This is a genomic window from Caballeronia hypogeia (assembly GCF_001544875.2).
Taxonomy (GTDB): Bacteria; Pseudomonadota; Gammaproteobacteria; order Burkholderiales; family Burkholderiaceae; genus Caballeronia; species Caballeronia hypogeia.
In genome coordinates, this window is the sequence record NZ_FCOA02000007.1 from 19,174 (window position 1) to 34,642 (window position 15,469).

Sequence of the window (15,469 nt, forward strand, 5' to 3'; positions counted from 1 at the left end):
TGAAATCAGCGGTTGCCGACTCATAACACGACCCACCCGGATGGAAGCTTACAACTTAGAAACGGTGACGTACGCCCACGGTAGCCTCAACTTGGTTCGACGTTGATGCGGGTGAACCGACACCGTTGATCCAGGCGACTCCCAGAGGGTTACCAGCCCTCGCGCTCACGCTTTGATAGGTGCTTTGGATATAGACGTCCGTGCGTTTCGAGAAAGCGTAGTTCGCGAGCGCGCTCACTTGATTCCAGTGCGGAGCACCCCCGGCGGCGTTGCCTCCGGCGCGCGAGTAGGTGTAGGCGGCCGCCAGCATAACGGCCGGTGTTAAAGCGAACCGAACGTTGCCCTCATAGTTCTGGAAGTGGGTGTTGAAGCCAGTCAGGAACAGTTCGGTCAGATTCGTTTGAGTGTAGACGAAACCCGCGACCAACGGACCGAACGCATAGTTGACGCCTCCGCCCCACGTCTGTTGCCTGCGTGCGAGTGCGCCCAACGGTACCGCCGTTGGAGTGAGGGTGCCCGATAACGAGGTTCCAAGCGTATCGGTGACTGCCCCGCCCGTATTGAGTTGTGCCGGAGTGGCGGCGGAGTTGTTCAGATGGAGGTACCCCGCGCCAAAGTTCAACGGTCCCCAACTGTACGACGCGCCGACACTGTACGCACGATTGTTCGCGAAACCACCGGCCTGGTTCGAGAAGCCATAGAGTGCGCCGACTTTGAAGCCGGCGAAATCCGGACTCGAATACTTGACCGAATTGTTGATCTGGAATGAGTCGTTCAGGTTGTCGACGTCGAACGGGTGCGCGAAGTGCGTCCCGCCGTACTGCGTTCCGGTCAACGAGAGCGGCCCGAGGAAGTCAACCATCCCATCGGTTTGTCGTCCCAACGTGAGCGACCCAAAGTCACGGCTGGCCACTCCTACGTATGCTAAGCGGTTGAAGATGCGGTTTGCCGACGACAGCTGGCCATTGTTGATATTGAAGCCGTTTTCCAGATTGAAGATTGCTTGCAATCCGCCGCCCAGATCTTCCGCTCCGCGCAGCCCCCAGCGGCTGTACTGCACACCCCCGCTTGTCATCTGCCAGTTGCTGTGCCCACCTGCTCCGGTGCCGGTGATCTGGCTGTTTGTGTAGGTGATGCCTGCATCGATCAGCCCGTACAACGTCACGTTGCTTTGTGCTTGCGCCGCGCCGGCCAACGTAGCCAGCGCCGCGCTGGCTATCAGGGTTCTCTTCATTCGTTACTCCAGGGTTTGAACAGTGTTTTCATTAAACGCTTCACGCCCCCGTGCCCACGACTCTCGTCTCCTCGGACGAGTCATTGTCGCCATAAGACAATACCGGCACTTCGCTGTCCGAATCTATAGCGTTGCGCGGCCTTGTCGCTTGAGCGCAACATGCGCTGCTGTTCACGCTTTAAATTCGGTGCTGCTATCGGGGCAAGATATTGTTTTCATTCGTTATCCTTCTAATTCGAACGGCCGTTTGGATTGCCGCAATTTATTCTTCGACTTGTTTTTTGCAGGTTTCCCGCTAACCTAAGGCTGCTCGGCTGAAACTTTAGCTGGGTAATCAAACTCCACAGATTCACCCGCTTCGGCGGGTGTTTTTTCTTCCGGCGCGTTCGCCGGGGTTTCGCCACCACCGACCGTAGTTGTGTCGATCGTCCTCGAGATGCTGCGTTATAAACTCCGCAAGCATCTCGTTTGGGCCTAAGGGGTTTTTCAATTCCACGTTGGAGAACATCGATGCAAAGACGGAGTTTCATGCGCGCGTCCGCTGCCGCCCTCGCACTCGTAGGCCTCGCAGTAGTGGGCTGCACGACCAACAGGAACGCTGGCAGCGAACAGGCCGCGGGTGCGGCTGACCTGCACCGGTCTATTGACGCCGACGTTGACAGCACGCTTCAGCGTCTCTACACGACGGTGGGTGGCTCCCGCGAACTGGTCGCTAAAGCCAGTGGCGTGCTCGTGTTCCCATCCGTCATTCAGGCCGGCTTCGTTGTCGGCGCCCAGTATGGCAAAGGGTCGCTTCGGGTGGGCGGTCATACTGTCGGGTACTACAGCACGACTTCTGGCTCGTTCGGCCTACAGGCAGGGGCGCAGTCGAAAGCGCTCATTTTCCTGTTCATGACCCAGGACGCGCTCAACAAATTCCGAAGCTCGAACGGCTGGTCGGCCGGCGCCGATGCATCCGTGGCGCTCGTCAGGATGGGCGCCAACGGAACCATCGACACCACGACCGCGAGCAAGCCAGTACAGGCTTTCGTATTGACAAACGCCGGCCTTATGGCTGAGGCCTCGCTGGAGGGTACCAAGCTGTCGCGATTGACCGAGTGAGCGGCGGTAACGTGGAGATCTTGAGCGGTCTGGGCGCGGCAGGCATGAGAATTAAAACCAATGTGTCTCCTCCTCGTCCCGCCTCTTGGATGTGGAACTAGCCCGCACTTTCGAGTCAGATACGCGGGCTTTTTTTCTTGCAGTTACTGGATAAGCACCTAAGCTATTACTGCGTTCTCTTGGCTTTGGGCGCGCTGTGTAGATCTCCTTATTTCGCCCGCTATCGTCTCGCCGCGATGCGGGCTTTTCTTCGTTAGGCTGGCGCGGTCCCGCCGCTTACGCGCAGATAACCTGCGCGCCAGCTTAGACGGCAACCGAGGCGCAAGGCCGATGATGGATTCTCTGTATGCGCAGTTGCGCGCCCTGCCGGTCGCAGCCGCGCTCGTGTTGCCGCTTGCCGTCACCGCGCAGGGTGCCGAGCACGGGATTGCATTGGTGGTCGACCATTACCCGGAAAGGCGCTATGCGATAGGCGAACATCTCTCTCGACCGCGCCCCGGTGAAGCGGTGCGTTATCTGCGCATCCAGCGGCTTCCCGATGAGCAACGATCATAGCCCGGGCCAGTCGGGGCTGGATGGTAACGCATTGCCATCGAGGACGGGCTTGCGAAGCGCGGCGCGCATGCGCTCAAGCATCATCTCGCCCGTCAAAGTGTCATCGCTTTCCCATGCTAGCGGCACGAAATTTTCCGTGCGCGCGGATGGGACGCCCGTCCCGGTCGAAGACTTCACAGATCACGCACCAAGTCTCTCCGTCGGTGCGAATTTCCACGAGCCGGTAATCCCACCCATCAGGTTCGAGCGTCTCGGGCATTTCTCTTCGGACGATGCGTGCGAACAGACGCTCCATGCATCATGGAGACGCATCAATCGACAGGCTTGACCACGAACGTGGGGTTATAAACAGGGAGCTTTGTCCGCGTGCGGCAGTCGACGTGCCCGGGACTGCAATATTTGTTCCGTTGCCCGGCACTGACGGCGCGGCGGCAAGGCTCGACTGTCATCGAAACAACGCAGCGCGTTTGGATCAGTGTGAGAATGGTGACAAGAGCCCTGCCACTGGTGGTCTCGCGCTCCGACGGGTCCCGAGCGACCAGCCCTCCCGTTGGCCAAGTTTGCCAAGGCCCGACGATGCTCCGCGGTGGTATCACGTCTATTCGACCGAGTCGCACGCCAACACGGCGATGGCTTTTGGGCAGCGAAAGCAACCCACGAGCAGCCGAACGGACGATGGCGGTCCGCGAGGTCGGGTTCCGACCTGTAAAGCGGTAGGCTGCGCATTTCCTCGGCGCCGGCCCTTTGGCGGTAGGCTGCGCATTTCCTCGGCGCCGGCCCTTTCACTCGGGTTCCGGCATCTTTGAGGAATGGTGGCTCGTGATCAGCCATTTATGGCCGTTCCACACGTAGGTGAACGTGTAACGTGCCTTGACGACAGAGCCGTCGCCGAACTTGAAGGTGTAGAGCCCCGCGTCGATCGCGGCGTTGCATTCCAGCATGATCTCGCGGAAGTCTATGGTGCCCACCGGCTTGCCTTCCAGGAAGTGTTTGAAATAGTCCAGTTTCTCGTCGGCAGTCAAACGGGGTTTGTTTGAAACAGTCGGCAGCAGGATCGAGCGGGGTGCGTAGTTGTCGACCACCTTCTGCGGATCGCCAGTCTTCAGCGAATCGTTCCAGCGATCGAAAAGAGCAGCAATCTGCTTGTCAGATGCAGGGTGGCAGACCTCGGTTTTAGCAGAGGCGCTGCCGTGGGCAGCCAAAACGACGACTGCGAGGACGGGAAACAAGGTTGGCAGGCTGTATTGCATCAGGACCTCCCTGAACATCGAACCCGCGTACGGCCAAGCGACCGGAACTCTTGCGCTGTAATTTTTATAGGCCAAAAAGGTAGCGACTTCCAACACCATCTGAACCGCTGCATATCCCTTCACATCCGGCACTGAGGCCGAGTCTGCCTCCGTTTGCAAACCAGGCCGAGCCAAGACCGAGGCCTACTGACATCCTCCCCTCCCTCAGCCTGACGGCGCCATACTGCACGCCTCTCCGGTTGAACGTTGTGTTGCCGCCGCTATTATCCTTTGGCCAGCGGCAGCGTCGCGAGCCGCTCGAGAATGACCTTCTTCATGCCCTATGGTCGGCAAATCGTCCAGCAACGTGGGCCACGTGTCCTGGGCGGCCGCGACCGCTGACTTTTTAGTTTCAGCCGCGCGCAGCTAATCGACAGCCTACCGGCGCCATTACGCGAAGACCAGGACGCGGTCGCAGGCGGCGTATCTAGGGGTACCTGACGCGCAAGGGGTGGCCTATGGTTCGCGCAGGTACGATGCGCGCCGCTGCATCATGTTGTTCAGGCAGCGAGTATCTGCCCACGCTTGCGTTCGCTGACGGCATCAGGAAAACTACGGTTGTACTTGCCACCTCAGTATCGGATGGGTGGCGTTTGGCGGTATCACCCAGGTCCCGCCAGTGCCGAAATCCCACGTCGGGCCGAAGCTGGCCGCCATGCTCATCTGCGCGGTCGTGAGGCCATTAGCGGCGCCTACGGGTGTCCCAGATCCGACTCCGAACGCTTGTCCCGTCTTATCGCGGTCCCAGAAAACGTCGGAGGCAATCTTGCCGCCGTTATAGTCTGCGATGCCGCCCCTGTCCGCGCCCCGCGAAGTGACCGACCGCGCGCTTTGCAAGCGCAAACGACCCGGATCAGTCGGTCGCTGCGTCCACGTACCTCGAGCGCAGCGCCGTCTCACAGCCCGGCCTGGGTATTGAAATTAGTCGCAGGCCCACTATCCTTAATTGGGGCATGCGCTTGGCGGCTTGCAACTGGTGAAGGCGCGGCCGCCCGACAGTTTTTGGCACGTCGAAACTTCTGACAGCATCAGCGCGTTGATGAGCGACGCGTTGAACGGCCGAAACGCGGCAGCCACTGTCAGTTGCCCAGTTTGGCCCGGGTTGATGGAAGTATCAAAAAGCCGCGTTTGCAGAAGTCATCCTTACGACGACTGTTAGAACCAACGGGTGCCGACCCTCGCTGCCACGACCCCGGACAGGAGCGAACGCCATGGAATTCGTTGTGTTGCTCGCGATTTTTCTCACCTCGAGTACCTATCTTTGGAAAGCTTCCGTGCCAGCAACGCCCCCGGCCGCAGCTGCGTCAGGACAGCCCGTGGCGGGCGTTTATGCAACCGGCTCCGCCACCGGAACCGAGAAGACAGGTCCTTAGCGATGCGCCGGTAAGCCATTGTGCGTAAGCCGTCGAGAGTTCACGGCGAATCCCTGAGCACGTGAACTGCGGACTGCGTTCGTGCCTCGTTGGGCGACGCATAAAGCTGCATCTGAGGCAGCAACATCTCGATGCCTGCGTCATCCATTTTGAGCTTGAGCCTCTCGTTGAACGCGCGAGCCACGCTCCATTGCTTGTAACGGCCGCGTCTTGATCTGCCCTTTCACGACGATGCAGTTCCCTTCGAAACGTTCGAGGCCCCACACCTCAACCGGCGCGAGGATCTCGTTGCGATATCGGAAATCATCGCTCAGATCGGCTCCGACCTCCGAGATCATGCGCCTCGCCTCATCAAGATTCGCGGTGAACGGCACGCGGACTTCGAATACCGCATTCGCGAAATCGCGCGAAAGGTTCTTCACGATCTTGATCTGCGAGAACGGAATGGTGTGGACCGCGCCTTGTCCATCACGCAGGCGCACAGTGCGAATCGTCAGGTCCATCACGGTCCCGGCGTGTCCGTCAACATCGATCCAGTCGCCAACTGAAATCGTGTCCTCGACAATGATGAAGAGCCCGGTGATTAGGTCAGTGACCAGCGAAAGCCTAACGTCCGTGATGGCGGTCCCCCTGCATGCGCCTGGATCCCCTGGTCTGCCGACCCGCGCGAGGCAAAGGATGCTTCCATCCAGAAGGTGGCTTTTGTTCCCGATGCCCAGTACAGAGCGCAGGCAAACGCTCAGCCCCGCCGAGTTCATTCAAGATATGCGCATGCGCTACCACGGACTCTTCTTTCGAAGGCCGGCGACTAGACGCCTAACTCAGTGCCACGCTTGTTATTGCTGGCGCCGACTTAACGGCTGCAGACGGATGTACATCGGTCGCTTGAATGACGAGTCATCGAGGGTACCGAGCGGCCGCAACTGGCCGAAGCCGGCCGCACGGCCGGCATTAAACAAACTTGTGCGTCCGACATCTCCTTTTCATCAACCGTTTGACGCAGACGCGTAGCGGTGCGGTGGCTCGACAAGCCCATCAGGTTGCTTACCTGCTCGTTGGTCTGGCCTTCAATGATCTCGCGACGCCCGAACGTATTGCGCAGCAAGCGGGGACTCTCGTCGGCAGCGGACAAGCCCGCGCGTCGTAGAGATGCTCGAACGCATTTCACCAACGTATCGGGCTGCATCGGTTTTCCCCCTGCGGTTGCAATGAACAGCCATTGCGTCGCGCACTGGATGCGCCGGCGCGCGTCCTGATAGCTGCGCAGAACATCGGCCGCGAAGGCGTCAATCGGCACGCGGCGGGCAATGCGCGGTCCATGTTTTTCGACGAAAACGGTAGGGCGCTCGCCGTTCATGTCGAGGTCGTCGACTCGCAGTTGCCTGAGTTCGGCCGCCGTGACTCCCGACGCGAGAAACAGCGCAACGATTGCCGTATTTCTCAGTTCCTTGAACGCCGCATCTTCCGTCGAGACGCATACCGCCTGTAATCGCGCATCGTCTTCCGACGACAGGTAGATTGGCCTCGGTTCGTCCTCTGGCCAGCTCTCGTTCACGAGCATCAGCGCGGCCGGATTGTCCGCACGTAGCTCGACGTTGACAAGGTGGCGCGTGAACCGGTCGATCAGCTTGAGGTAGCGCAGGCGGGTCGTTGTGCCCGGCGCGCAGTCCTGCGCGAGGTCGGTGAAGAAGCCGTCGAGGTGGTCCGCTCCGTAGTTCGCCACGGTCACACGGTGCGCGGTCAGATAGTCGTTGAACCGCGAAAACATCGATCGATGCTGAACGATCGACTGGTCGGCGAACGCGCGGCGATCGGCACCGGTAGCTTCCTCCCGTTGCCATTGCGCATAAGCGTCTTCCGGTGCGGTAAGCCAAAGATCGTCAGGCATAGAAATCGATATACTGAAGTTCGCTCAACCCAAACCCTACAGCGAAGCTAACGCTTCGCCAACCCCGAGCCACCAAAGCCGGGGGTGCCGTCGTCGACCAGGCTCCTAATGGCATCGAGGCAAGCAGCCGGCCCGCCTACGACAATCTGCGCGGAGCAAGCGAGCATCAGATTGACGCTCAGGCCGAAGTCCTCAATGAGATAGCCGCCGGCACAGAAAGCGCCTTCGTTTTCAGTCGCTGCTGCCTCAACGCGCTGAGCGAGCGTCGCTTCGGTTGACCGATACGCCCACACCGGTTTGCCGAGCGCGACAGCGAAGCCAACTTCGAACGCAGTGCCGCAGTCCGGCTCGCCCGCGCCCCGGAAGTCATCGAGATTCGCCATCACGATATCGGCCGAACGGATCAATTCGATGTTCGCGGCATATATCCATCGTGCAGCGTCTTGCCTTTGAAGCAAGGAGGGCACTTGCCCGTCGAGCGGATAGAGCCCGACGAAACCGCGATCGCGGCAGAGCTGCTTGAGGTGCTCGCCGTAATCCTTGGCGTTCCGGCGAAAGACGTCAAAGCCCGCGAGGTAGATGCGTGGCTCGCTCGCGGCGCGTTCGATCGGCAGAGGAGAGGGGTCGATCCTTCCTTCTCGGACTCGGCGTTTGATTCGGTTTAGTTGCTTCTTCACAGCCAAGACGCTCTTGCCGAGACTGTTCGCGATCTGCTCGACCGGTAAGCCCTGATCGAGCAACTCCATTACGGCGCGCTGCGACTTCGTCGGATTTCTTTTGGACATCGGTTCGTGGCGTCGCTCTGCGGCTATTGATTCCTATGAGCTTACCAACAACCCCGTCGAGTCAAGTCAGCCGCACGTTGCGACAAGCTCAGCGAAAAGGCAGGAGCGCATGCAGTCATAATTACCGACCCGTCATTAAATATCTTTTTTACTGCAGCTTGTGACGGTCGATGCCGATAGACATTGACCCTCTTCTAATCGAGAAGCGGCAGGCACCCGCCACTGCGCGATCGTGTTGCCTTACTTTGAGCGCTAGAACTAAGAACTATGAAGAACCTCACGATTCGGGCGCGGCTTGCGCTCACCATGGCTTTCCTCGGCTTTCTGCTGGCGCTCTCAGTCGGCTTTGGGTTGTACGGCATCACTGCTACCTATTCATCGGCCAAAGACATCGCTGATAATTCGCTGCCAGCGGTCAACGCTCTCGGCATATCGAACAACTACATCGCACGTGCGCGGCTCGCGCTCGACCGCTATGCGTTGAATCCGGCGGACAAAGACGCCGGCGGACTGGTTGCACGCGCCAATGGCTTTATGCGCAAATCAGACGAGTGGTACAGCAAGTACGAGTCTGCCCCACGCGGAGCCGACGAGAACGCATTGGCAAAGAGCGTTGCGGAAGCTCGCGCCGACATGCGACAGGTCGTCAACAAATTCAGCGCTGCGATCGAAGCGGGCGACAAAGAGGCGATAGACCGCATCGCGTTCCAGGATATGCCGACGTCCTACAACCGGTGTATCGAAGCCTTCGACAAGCTGCAGGATTTCCAACTCGCCGATGCGAAGCGTCAGACGGCCGAAAGCGACGCCCGCGTGTCGAAACTGCGTACCCTTGGAGTGTTGGCATTGCTCGTGGGTCTTGCTACCGCAGCGCTTGGCTGGTTCGTCCTGCGCCGGGCCATCATGACGCCACTTGCAGAGGCACTGAAGCACTTCGAGCACATTTCGAACGGCGACCTCACGCACGAGGTGTCGATTAAGACGCGCGACGAGATGGGGCAATTGCTTGCCGGCGTCGCGACCATGAAAGATAAGTTGGTCGCCACGGTCGGGACTGTTCGGCTGAGCAGTGAGGCGATTGCCAGCGCCAGCAAACAGATCGCTGCTGGCAATACGGACCTGTCATCGCGTACGGAGGAGCAAGCGGCTTCTCTTCAGGAAACCGCCGCGAGCATGGAAGAGCTTACCTCCACGGTCAAGCAGAATTCCGAGAACGCCATGCAGGCGAGCGGCCTGGCGGACAACGCCAACGTCGTAGCCAACGAGGGCAGTGCCATCGTCGGTCAGGTCGTCGACACGATGGCGGGCATCGAGGAGAGCTCCGCAAAGATCGCTGAGATCATCGCCATGATCGAAGGCATCGCCTTCCAAACGAACATCTTGGCGCTCAACGCGGCGGTCGAAGCGGCGCGCGCAGGCGAGCAAGGCCGTGGCTTTGCGGTAGTCGCGAGCGAGGTCCGAAGCCTCGCACAGCGTTCATCAGCCGCTGCGAAGGAGATCAAAAGTTTGATCGAAACCTCCGGCGACCGAGTGCAAGCGGGTACGGAACTCGTCGCGCGAGCAGGGGAGACCATGCAGCGCGTCGGCACCGCTATCCAGCGCGTCACCGACATCATGGGTGAGATCGCTTCGGCTTCGAACGAGCAAAGCCGCGGCATCGAGCAGGTGAATCAAGCCATCTCGCAGATGGACGAGGTCACGCAGCAAAACGCGGCGCTCGTTGAGGAAGCAGCAGCAGCGGCAGGTTCGATGGAGGACCAAGCGAAGCAATTGACCGCAGCCGTCGCCGTTTTCCGCACTGGCCAAACGCTCTCCGTCTCGTCAACGAGCAACTATGCGCCGCAGCCGACGCGGACAGCAACGCCCAAGAAATCGCCACCGGTGACGCGAGCGGCGAAGCCATCGCTTGCGGCCGCGCACCCAGTGCATACGGCGGCCGATGGCGATTGGGCGACGTTCTAAGCGTGGAAGACGACCTTGCCGCCGCTAATGCAGCAGCCGGGTCCGTCGGATGGGCGCGACCGCCGATCGCCTGCGCACATAGCCTGATAGCGCTGTGCGCCGGCAGGGTCCGCCGTCGTTCATAAAAGTGATGAAAGAGAAGGACTAACCGATGGCGAATGCCGATACACGCTTGTTGGTGGTCGATGACTTGGCCACCATGCGCAGTTTGATTCGAAAAATGCTCAAGTCGATCGGTTATACGATCGTCGACGAAGCAGATGATGGCGTTGCAGCGCTTGAAAAGCTCAAAGCACAGCGGTTCGATCTCGTTATCACCGATTGGAACATGCCCAATATGGACGGGCTGTCCCTGCTGCAGGAGATTCGTAGGTCGGAGGATCACGCCGACCTCCCGGTACTGATGGTGACCGCTGAGAAGAGGCGCGAAAATGTCATCGCCGCAATCGGCGCCGGTGCTAATGGCTACATCGTAGAGCCGTTCTCAGAGGCCGCACTGGCCGACAAGCTGGCTCAGATTGCACCGCCCGCAACAACCGCCGCCCCAATAGATCGCGGCTCGTCCGTGTTCGGCGCCATCTTCAACGCCGCGACGTAGTCCGCCCGCTCACACTTTGTTTCAATTTGTTTCAAATGGGCGGAGACCCCGCCCAGCAAGGCTCCCCGGCTAGCGATGAGGTGGTTGGGCACCCGCACGCCCCCTCGCATGGTAAAGATTTCAAAGCAGGCTCCGTTAGAAAACTAAAGCCAGCGAGAAACGAAACCATGAAGATCCAAACAAGCAGCGGCGCGGACACCTCACGCCAAATCGATATCCGGCGCGCGACGAACACTTTACAGACTACGCGACCGTCACCGCACAACAGTCGAACGCCGTCACGGCAGGCAGTTCGGCCGTGAAGTTGTCGTCGTCTTGCACGTTGCACGGATCGAGCGCGACTGATATCGATACAGACAAGGTGGCAGCCATCAAAGCCGCACTGCGTGACGGTACGTACAGCACCGATTCGGCCAGCATCGCGGACGGAATGCTGGGCTTGGCGCGTGACCTAGTGCAAACCACGCCGCGCTGACCGAAAACGTCGGCGAGAGCGCCCCCAGGGTGCGTTCGTCCCGTGGGGTGAGAGCTGTGCTCGACCGGTCACATGCGGGCCAACAGGACTTGTTCCGCCTCAGCAAGTAACGCTCGTGCGTACTCTGATGCGAAGACTTCGTCGTTGTGATCGGCGCGACCGAAAACCGTCGGATTCACATTTCGGGCCTCTTTGACAAACGCCGAGCGGACCGCGAGCGAAACGAATTCTACGTCAGCAACAATCCTTTCCGCGATATCGCTGATTTCGCCGATTCGAGTGCCGTCTTCCGACAAGATCGTCGCTCTCGCGTTGATACCGCGACGGGTCTTTGTGAAAGCTATAGACGAGGCGTCGATACAAAAAGGCATCCCCTTTCTCCGTCTGGTAACGGCCGAGTGACATACTCGGCTCATTTCCAAGATTAGTGACGCGAAGGAGTTGTCAAGGCGGGGCGAGTGGTCCCGAACGCCTAATGGGAGGTGATTTTGCCGTCTGCGATCGCCTTCGCAAGTTCGTCGGCAAGAGCAGCTTGCACCGACGCATGCTTTTCTCGCACGGCCTCGGCGTCCTTCGTCAGTTCGGGAAGATCATGGACCAGAGATGCGATCTCTGCATCCCGTTCGGCGGCCAACTCCGCCAGATTCTCAGGCCGCAATGCGCGTTGGAGGAGTCCTGCGTCAATGCCGAAATGCTTGCTGATAGCGTCGCAAGCATGTACGAGCGCGAACGACACTTGCTTTTCCTCGTCCAAGCCTTTGCTCTTGGGGCAGAAATAGCCGGCGAACAAAACGTCGCCGACTATCTCCGTTGCCACCCAGTCTATGAGGTCCTCTTCGAAAGCTCGCGTGTCGGTGCTGGCTGATGCAAACATGCGCAGCGCGTCCGCCTTCGATACCTCTCGCGAATAGATCTCGACGCGGCCACCGCCGGCCACAGCGTCGACCCAAACCAGGGCGCTACCGGCGTTCGACACGTTTGCCCCCTCTCGTCGGGATCAAAAAAGTTCCTTCTGGGCGAGCGCAAGACCTATCGCTTCATTTTGTTCCGCCGTCAAGTATCTGGCTTCGACCCGCTCTCGCTGATGATAGATCATCGTTCCGTACACGTCCGCCAGCATCCTTGCTCGCGGGCAGACAGCAAAGTCATCCGTCGCCGCCTGCCGCGATCGCCAGTAGTTGATGGCGTTCTCAATATCAGTGATCGAGTACTCGTTCATGCTGCTAGCTGCCGTTGCTCTGTCAGGTGACGGATGATATTACTCTTCGTCGCGTTTTGTCTGCTATGCGTCGACGAGCGCCATTTTTCTGACGAGTGGCGGCAACGGCTCGACGCCGGCAGCGTCGCCCAATGCTCACTAGGCCGTGAGCGTTGGGTGGGCAACGTGCTAGTGCTTTACTTCGCCTTCCAATTCGTGGGCCAGTTCCTCAGCCAACGCTGCCTGCACGGCGCGGTGCCGTTCACCAGCTGCTTCGGCGCTAGCCATGATCTCCGGATGGTCCTTGCAGAACGCGGCGAGTTCGGCCTCTTTCAGAGAGGTAAGCGCGGCTATGTTCGCGGGTTCCAACGCGCGCTCCAGCGTTTCGACTTCGATGCCAAAATGCTCGCTGATAGCAGCGACTGCATGCGAGATTGGAAATGCCACATCCTCGTGCGCGTCTTTATCGCCGTCAACGAAAAAATAGCCAGAGCAAAGCAGGTCGCCTTTGACCTCGGCTGCGAGACGCGAGGCAAGATCGTCCTCGATTGCTCGCCGGTCGTTGCTCGCGGAGTCGAACATCCGCAGCGCCTCTTCCTTCGTCGCTTCGCGCGAGTAAATTTCAATGCGGCCACCTCCGGCGCGTTCTAGCTCGACATAGACAGTTGCACCATCAAGTTTGGACATATGTTTTCCCTTTCGACGTTGGTGATTGAGTACCCGTTCATGCTGCTTGTCGGGTCTTGAGTAGATGTTTCAGTTGTTCACGGGTAAGGGTTGGATTCATTGCCTTCTCCAACACGATCCCGGTCAGTTCATCGTCCGAGTACGGCGCCAGAACCGCCAGTTCGCCTGCATTGAAAAGCGCCTCCACCTTGGCCCTATGCCGGGAGTCGACGAAGCGCTCATAGACTCGCACGTATTGCGCGGCCCTCGCCTTCGACACGCGCAGGTTCATTTCGGCATATCGGTAAAAGAAAGTTGCACCTTTCCGCTCAGCTACCGTCAAGCTCGAACCCTCAGACCTTGCTTTTTCGATGCAGGCATTGACGACTATCTGCTTAAGATCCACTAAGGCTTTGCCGGCGACAAAAACATCGACTGGCGGCTTCAACATGATTTCGCTTTCTCCTTTTTAATCGGCTTCTGTTCGCGAGAACAGGGAAGGTGGCTGGCAACGGGCCTTCTAGTGCAGAGGGCCGCGGATCAGCGCCATTTCCCGCTTGAATTCGTCCGGGGGGTTCTCTCTTATGTCGTCCATGGCTTCCACGAAGGCATCGTAGAACTCTGCAAGCTCGGGATAGTCATCTTGCAGCCGCGCCATGCCGCGTTCGCGCTCGTCGATCAATGCTGCGACATTGCCGGGATGAAGCGCTGCGCGGACTTCATCGGGCGAGAAGCCGAAATACTTCTCCGCCGCATCGATTGCATGCTCCCGGGCGAAAGCGACCGTCCCGTGAGGGCCCCGAAGCCCCGTGGTCGAGTAGCCCAACAGCAAGACATCGCCTTGAGTCTCGGTCGCAAGCAACGTTGCGACGTCCTCTTTGATCAATCGGGGGTCGCTGCTCGCCTTTGCGAACATTTGGAGCGCGTCAGCCTCCGTGACTTCCTTGCTCAGAAGCTCGACGCATCCGCCGTACACATCAATCTGTAGTTGGACGTAGATGGTCGTACCGTCGTCAATCGTCATTTGTTTTTCCGGATTTCTCTCGATCTAGGCGGCTGGTTTCGCAAGCGCGTCGTAATCGCTGCGCCTGTGAGATTCATATCGGCTCGCTTCATTTGAATGGCAGCCTTGACCGCTTCATCGGTCTCGGTGGCCAACAGCTGCAAGTCGGCGATACCGAACAGGCTCTCAAGCTCGGCGCGCATCTCGAACTCCCCGAACCGCTCATACATCTTGACGAGCTGCCTTGCATCGCCCGCGCGGACGTTAATAGATGCCGCTAATTTGCCAAGGATCGTCGCCGCTTTCCGCTGCACGGCGACGTGGGTCATCTGGGTGCCCCCTCTTGACTTGATGATCTCTTCGACGGCCCGCCTTTTCATGCTCGTGAGCACGCGCGCTCGTTCCATGTATGCGGCGGTTGTGTCCTGCATGTGTTGCGTCATTTGAATCTAGTCGGAAAAGCTTTAATCACAACGTTGCCGGTGGGCGGGGCCCGATGCCGACCCTACTGGTGCATAACGGCATTCCCGGGCTGGTTTTTAGTCCTTCTTGCACCATCGCCCTGACGCCAAAGCCTATCCAATGCCGCCCGAAGTTAAGCTCCCGTGCGAGATCGACGCGCAGGCCGTCTCAGAGCGGCACATTCGACGAGTCTTTGAATTGTGGTTGCGTCACTAGTTGGTCGAGCACGGTCTTACCGGTCTTGCCGGGTGTCCCAGACACGAAGGATCGCTATTGCAATCGGTTCGTCCGCGTAGGCCGGCAGGACTTCGTAGTGAAATTCGTAGCGTCCAGCGAGGCACACCCACCGATGCACTTCGCGCGCCGGGGGTCCATCGTAGCCGTCTAGTTCTTCCCCGATACGATGAAAACGGTCCTGCCCCAGGCGCTCTGCATCGTCGAGCAGCGCATTGACGACCTTGCGCGCGATGGCGGCGTCGTTGTATTTCTTCACATGCGCCGCGATCGCGCTCAAATCGGACATCGCTTTGCTGGTTAGGAGGACCTTGACGCTCACGCCTTCGGTACCGGCAGCTCATTGTCCGCGCCCAGGCTATCCGCCCAGGCCCGAGCTTCGTCCATCGAGATCAGACGGCCCTCGGTGACGTCATCCAGACCTTCCTGAATCAGGCGTCGCTTCTCGGCCTCGCGAGTAAGGAACTGGACCAGCGCCTTCTTGATGATCCACTGGCGGGGCCGCTCAAGACGCTCCGACAACGCATCTACTTCCTGAGCAAGTTCGACGGGCACCTGTGCCGTCAACGTCCTGGTCTCTGCCACCATGTTTCGTCTCCGTCGATTGTCCAATAGGAATTATTGTAGATCAATAAACGGCATGTGT

The 15,469-nt window shown here is 59.2% G+C and carries 18 protein-coding genes and 1 pseudogene; 5 read left to right on the plus strand and 14 right to left on the minus strand.

Translation table 11 applies throughout. The features are described from left to right. Window positions 1–55: 55 nt before the first annotated feature. Window positions 56–1,234: a porin gene (locus tag AWB79_RS13055; RefSeq protein WP_061167859.1), complete on the minus strand. Its 1,179-nt coding sequence runs from the start codon at window positions 1,232–1,234 to the stop codon at window positions 56–58. A gap of 510 nt (window positions 1,235–1,744) precedes the next feature. On the opposite strand from AWB79_RS13055, the gene AWB79_RS13060 reads away from it, so the two are divergent. Further along, window positions 1,745–2,335 carry a BPSL1445 family SYLF domain-containing lipoprotein gene (locus tag AWB79_RS13060; RefSeq protein WP_061167860.1) on the plus strand — a complete coding sequence of 197 codons (591 nt, stop codon included), beginning with the start codon at window positions 1,745–1,747 and terminating at the stop codon, window positions 2,333–2,335. Between the two features lie 330 nt (window positions 2,336–2,665). Further along, a complete protein-coding gene (locus AWB79_RS39470) occupies window positions 2,666–2,890 on the plus strand; it encodes a hypothetical protein (protein ID WP_157695759.1) in 225 nt (74 codons plus the stop codon). Window positions 2,891–3,672: 782 nt separating this feature from the next. Here the strand turns inward: AWB79_RS39470 and AWB79_RS13070 are convergent. The 4 genes and pseudogenes from AWB79_RS13070 to AWB79_RS13085 all read right to left on the minus strand — a co-directional run bounded on the left by AWB79_RS13070 (window position 3,673) and on the right by AWB79_RS13085 (window position 8,225). After that, a complete protein-coding gene (locus tag AWB79_RS13070; protein WP_061168044.1) occupies window positions 3,673–4,140 on the minus strand; it encodes an SgcJ/EcaC family oxidoreductase in 468 nt (155 codons plus the stop codon). Window positions 4,141–5,592: 1,452 nt separating this feature from the next. Next, window positions 5,593–6,181, minus strand: a pseudogene (locus AWB79_RS38200) (mechanosensitive ion channel family protein); the annotation flags it as partial. A gap of 224 nt (window positions 6,182–6,405) precedes the next feature. After that, window positions 6,406–7,440: a tyrosine-type recombinase/integrase gene (locus AWB79_RS13080; RefSeq protein ID WP_082862353.1), complete on the minus strand. Its 1,035-nt coding sequence runs from the start codon at window positions 7,438–7,440 to the stop codon at window positions 6,406–6,408. Between the two features lie 47 nt (window positions 7,441–7,487). After that, a complete protein-coding gene (locus AWB79_RS13085; RefSeq protein WP_061167863.1) occupies window positions 7,488–8,225 on the minus strand; it encodes a nucleoside 2-deoxyribosyltransferase in 738 nt (245 codons plus the stop codon). 267 nt (window positions 8,226–8,492) lie between these two features. Between AWB79_RS13085 and AWB79_RS13090 the strand changes: the two genes are divergently transcribed. The 3 genes from AWB79_RS13090 to flgM all read left to right on the plus strand — a co-directional run bounded on the left by AWB79_RS13090 (window position 8,493) and on the right by flgM (window position 11,260). Further along, window positions 8,493–10,187 carry a methyl-accepting chemotaxis protein gene (locus AWB79_RS13090; protein WP_061167864.1) on the plus strand — a complete coding sequence of 565 codons (1,695 nt, stop codon included), beginning with the start codon at window positions 8,493–8,495 and terminating at the stop codon, window positions 10,185–10,187. Window positions 10,188–10,338: 151 nt separating this feature from the next. Next, window positions 10,339–10,785, plus strand: coding sequence for a response regulator (locus tag AWB79_RS13095; protein ID WP_063963490.1), 447 nt, complete (start codon window positions 10,339–10,341; stop codon window positions 10,783–10,785). A gap of 298 nt (window positions 10,786–11,083) precedes the next feature. Next, window positions 11,084–11,260, plus strand: a complete 177-nt coding sequence (gene flgM / locus AWB79_RS40055) for a flagellar biosynthesis anti-sigma factor FlgM (RefSeq protein ID WP_082862354.1) — start codon at window positions 11,084–11,086, stop codon at window positions 11,258–11,260. 68 nt (window positions 11,261–11,328) lie between these two features. On the opposite strand, the gene AWB79_RS13100 is transcribed toward flgM, so the two are convergent. From AWB79_RS13100 to AWB79_RS13140, 9 genes are all read right to left on the minus strand, one after another. Continuing rightward, a complete protein-coding gene (locus tag AWB79_RS13100) occupies window positions 11,329–11,631 on the minus strand; it encodes a hypothetical protein (protein WP_157695760.1) in 303 nt (100 codons plus the stop codon). 101 nt (window positions 11,632–11,732) lie between these two features. After that, on the minus strand, window positions 11,733–12,236 hold the full coding sequence (locus AWB79_RS13105) for a hypothetical protein (protein ID WP_061167866.1): 504 nt from the start codon (window positions 12,234–12,236) through the stop codon (window positions 11,733–11,735). 21 nt (window positions 12,237–12,257) lie between these two features. Next, a complete protein-coding gene (locus AWB79_RS13110; protein WP_061167867.1) occupies window positions 12,258–12,479 on the minus strand; it encodes a DUF3717 domain-containing protein in 222 nt (73 codons plus the stop codon). 168 nt (window positions 12,480–12,647) lie between these two features. Further along, complete coding sequence (locus tag AWB79_RS13115; RefSeq protein ID WP_061167868.1) at window positions 12,648–13,145, minus strand: hypothetical protein; 498 nt, start codon at window positions 13,143–13,145, stop codon at window positions 12,648–12,650. A gap of 37 nt (window positions 13,146–13,182) precedes the next feature. Beyond that, window positions 13,183–13,575, minus strand: coding sequence for a hypothetical protein (locus AWB79_RS13120; RefSeq protein WP_061167869.1), 393 nt, complete (start codon window positions 13,573–13,575; stop codon window positions 13,183–13,185). 69 nt (window positions 13,576–13,644) lie between these two features. Next, window positions 13,645–14,148 (minus strand): hypothetical protein, encoded by a 504-nt coding sequence (locus tag AWB79_RS13125; RefSeq protein WP_061167870.1) that lies wholly within the window; start codon window positions 14,146–14,148, stop codon window positions 13,645–13,647. Next, window positions 14,145–14,558: a hypothetical protein gene (locus AWB79_RS13130; protein ID WP_157695761.1), complete on the minus strand. Its 414-nt coding sequence runs from the start codon at window positions 14,556–14,558 to the stop codon at window positions 14,145–14,147. Before AWB79_RS13130 ends, AWB79_RS13125 begins: the two co-directional genes overlap by 4 nt. A 263-nt stretch (window positions 14,559–14,821) precedes the next feature. Then, window positions 14,822–15,145 (minus strand): type II toxin-antitoxin system RelE/ParE family toxin, encoded by a 324-nt coding sequence (locus tag AWB79_RS13135; protein WP_061167872.1) that lies wholly within the window; start codon window positions 15,143–15,145, stop codon window positions 14,822–14,824. After that, window positions 15,142–15,411, minus strand: coding sequence for a CopG family ribbon-helix-helix protein (locus AWB79_RS13140; protein ID WP_061167873.1), 270 nt, complete (start codon window positions 15,409–15,411; stop codon window positions 15,142–15,144). Before AWB79_RS13140 ends, AWB79_RS13135 begins: the two co-directional genes overlap by 4 nt. Window positions 15,412–15,469 lie beyond the last annotated feature (58 nt).

Coding starts and splice junctions, on each gene's coding strand:
- AWB79_RS13080 (WP_082862353.1), bottom strand. CDS start 7,440: ATGCCTGACGATCTTTGGCTTACCGCACCGGAAGACGCTTATGCGCAA.
- AWB79_RS13115 (WP_061167868.1), bottom strand. CDS start 13,145: ATGTCCAAACTTGATGGTGCAACTGTCTATGTCGAGCTAGAACGCGCC.
- AWB79_RS13130 (WP_157695761.1), bottom strand. CDS start 14,558: ATGCAGGACACAACCGCCGCATACATGGAACGAGCGCGCGTGCTCACG.
- AWB79_RS13090 (WP_061167864.1), top strand. CDS start 8,493: ATGAAGAACCTCACGATTCGGGCGCGGCTTGCGCTCACCATGGCTTTC.
- AWB79_RS13085 (WP_061167863.1), bottom strand. CDS start 8,225: ATGTCCAAAAGAAATCCGACGAAGTCGCAGCGCGCCGTAATGGAGTTG.
- AWB79_RS39470 (WP_157695759.1), top strand. CDS start 2,666: ATGATGGATTCTCTGTATGCGCAGTTGCGCGCCCTGCCGGTCGCAGCC.
- AWB79_RS13100 (WP_157695760.1), bottom strand. CDS start 11,631: ATGCCTTTTTGTATCGACGCCTCGTCTATAGCTTTCACAAAGACCCGT.
- AWB79_RS13055 (WP_061167859.1), bottom strand. CDS start 1,234: ATGAAGAGAACCCTGATAGCCAGCGCGGCGCTGGCTACGTTGGCCGGC.
- AWB79_RS13120 (WP_061167869.1), bottom strand. CDS start 13,575: ATGTTGAAGCCGCCAGTCGATGTTTTTGTCGCCGGCAAAGCCTTAGTG.
- AWB79_RS13095 (WP_063963490.1), top strand. CDS start 10,339: ATGGCGAATGCCGATACACGCTTGTTGGTGGTCGATGACTTGGCCACC.
- AWB79_RS13110 (WP_061167867.1), bottom strand. CDS start 12,479: ATGAACGAGTACTCGATCACTGATATTGAGAACGCCATCAACTACTGG.
- AWB79_RS13070 (WP_061168044.1), bottom strand. CDS start 4,140: ATGCAATACAGCCTGCCAACCTTGTTTCCCGTCCTCGCAGTCGTCGTT.
- AWB79_RS13060 (WP_061167860.1), top strand. CDS start 1,745: ATGCAAAGACGGAGTTTCATGCGCGCGTCCGCTGCCGCCCTCGCACTC.
- AWB79_RS13140 (WP_061167873.1), bottom strand. CDS start 15,411: ATGGTGGCAGAGACCAGGACGTTGACGGCACAGGTGCCCGTCGAACTT.
- AWB79_RS13125 (WP_061167870.1), bottom strand. CDS start 14,148: ATGACGATTGACGACGGTACGACCATCTACGTCCAACTACAGATTGAT.